Origin of the sequence: Xanthovirga aplysinae, assembly GCF_009711365.1 — a bacterium.
GTDB lineage: Bacteria > Bacteroidota > Bacteroidia > Cytophagales > Cyclobacteriaceae > Xanthovirga > Xanthovirga aplysinae.
The window spans coordinates 1-2,399 of record NZ_SMMB01000564.1; the positions used below are offsets into that span (position 1 = coordinate 1).

2 protein-coding genes are annotated in these 2,399 nt (G+C 36.2%); both read left to right on the top strand.

Annotated elements, in window-relative coordinates; genetic code table 11:
• On the top strand, positions 1-1,035 hold a 1,035-nt coding region (locus E1171_RS02715; protein WP_155203833.1), incomplete at its 5' end, for a TlpA disulfide reductase family protein.
• Between the two features lie 315 nt (positions 1,036-1,350).
• A partial coding sequence (locus tag E1171_RS02720) for a PAS domain-containing sensor histidine kinase (protein WP_155203835.1) occupies positions 1,351-2,399 on the top strand: 1,049 nt, incomplete at its 3' end.

Here is a 2,399-nt window from a genome sequence, read left to right on the forward strand (position 1 = left end):
GAAAGGTTGGAAATTGAGGATGCCACTCAGGAAGGAGATTCTCTTTTTATTCCGATGTTAATTTTTGATGCCCAGATAAAAGCCAAATTGAGCGATGGGCATATGTCAGGTTCCTACATCAAGAATGGGGTGAAGGATTATATAGTACCCTTTGAGGGAGAATTTGGAAAGACACAACGTTTTGATACTTCATTGGAACCTACCTTTGATATGAGTGGGAAATGGGCTGTGAAATTCAAATCAGGGGATAAAGAACGAGATGCAATTGGGATATTTGAACAAAGTGGTAATCATCTAACGGGAACTTTTTTGACTACCACGGGCGATTATCGTTACCTGCAAGGAAATGTTTCAGGAAATGAGGCCTGGTTAAGTGCCTTTAACGGGCAAAGTGCGTTGCTTTTTCATGCAAAATTGAATGAACAAGGTGAGCTAGAGGGGGAGTATTGGTCTGGAAAGTCTGCTTTTAGCAATTGGAAGGGTGTTCGTGATGAAAATGCAGAATTGCCGGATGCCGATAAATTTACCTTTTTAAAAGAGGGGTATAATAAGGTTGATTTTTCTTTTCCTGATTTAAATGGGAAAATGGTAAGTTTGTCGGATGAGAAATTCAATGATAAAGTGGTGCTAGTGCAAATTTTTGGTACCTGGTGTCCTAATTGTATGGATGAAACACGCTTTTTGACACAATGGTATGATCAAAATAAAGAGAAGGGGGTGGAAATTGTGGCTTTATCATATGAGAAAAAGGACGACTTTGATTATGCCAAAAGCAGAGTACAGAAAATGAAAAAGCGATTTGATATTCATTATGACTTTTTAATTGCAGGGACACCAGCCACTGCCTCCGAAAGCCTTCCAATGCTGAATAAAGTGATGTCCTTTCCTACTCTTATTTTTATTGACCGAGAAGGAAAGGTGCGTCGAATACATACAGGATTTAGTGGGCCTGGAACTGGGAAATATTATGAAGATTATGTGGAGGACTTTAAGACCTTTACGGAGAAATTAATTAAGGAAGAGAAGAAATCTTAAATCTGATATTTCCCAGATTATGCTGTAACTGCATGGTTTGAGGCGTTTTGCTTTTAAAATCTTGAGTTTCATCTTTTCGCTTTTGAAATTCCAATAAAGTAATTCATAACAGCTGATTATTTTTAAAAGACCTGATTTCTTTTGAGTCAGGTCTTTTTGATTTGAGATATTCTGTATCCGATAGTCAGGGAAAATCTATCCGAGAGGATAAGTTGAACCCTTGGATGTTTAAGAAGTTAAAAAGATAAATTCTAAGATTTTGGTTTTGGTCATTTGCTCTTGATAAAGCTTTAAAACTCTGGTATTACGTCATCTATGAAAAATAAAGGTGAAAAAGGTGGGGATCTTCAAGACATTATGTTGGATACATTTCTTGAATTATTGCCCGCTCCTTCTTTTTTTATAGATGAAAAATTTTGCTACACGAAAGTCAACAGCGGTTTTGCTGAATTTCTTGGATTATCCAAAAATGTAATGAAAGGTAAGAGTCTTGAAGAAATTTGGGGAAAAGTAAAGGGAGGGCACCTTTATAAGGCCAGTTTGGAAGTAAGGAAGGCAGTATTTCAAACACATGAAATTGAGGTAGAAAATCTCGATGGAGAAAATAGAACGGTGCGTTTTATAGAACGTGCTTTGTTTGATGAAAAGGGGGAGTTTTTGGGTGTTTTGGGGCTGTTGGATGATATTACGGATAAAACCTCGGGAATGGATAAACTTTTAGCCTTGAATAAAAACAAGGATACTTTGTTGTCTATTATATCACATGATTTAAGGGGTTCATTATCCAATATGAGGAGTTTGATTAAACTACAGAAAGATCTAATGGGGAATTTGATGGATGAAGAGGCCCTGAAAGTCCACAACTTACTGAAAGAAACTGCTAAAACCTCTTATAATTTGCTTGAAAATTTGTTGATGTGGGCCAAAAGTCAAGCCAATCAAATTGTTTTCCAACCTGAAAAAATTAATTTATTAGATTTAGTCTGTAAATCTTTTGCTATTTCTGAGAATAATGCAAAAAGAAAGGGAGTTCGACTTATCAATAATGTTTCTTCAGATTGTGAGCTTTTTGCTGATGAAAATATGTTATTTACAGTAATTCGAAACCTTCTATCAAATGCGGTAAAATTCTCCTATGCTGGAGGACAGGTGAAAGTCTTTGCCAAATCTACCAGTGCAGGTTTCTGGGAAGTTTCCATAAAAGATACAGGTGTTGGAATGAATAAAGAACTCCTACAAGAAGTCTTCTCCATTGAAAAGAAAGTTTCTTTTCCGGGTACAGCCCAAGAAAAAGGAAGTGGATTGGGATTGATTCTGTGCAAAGAATTTGTGGAAAAAAATGGAGGAAAAATTCATTTAAAAAG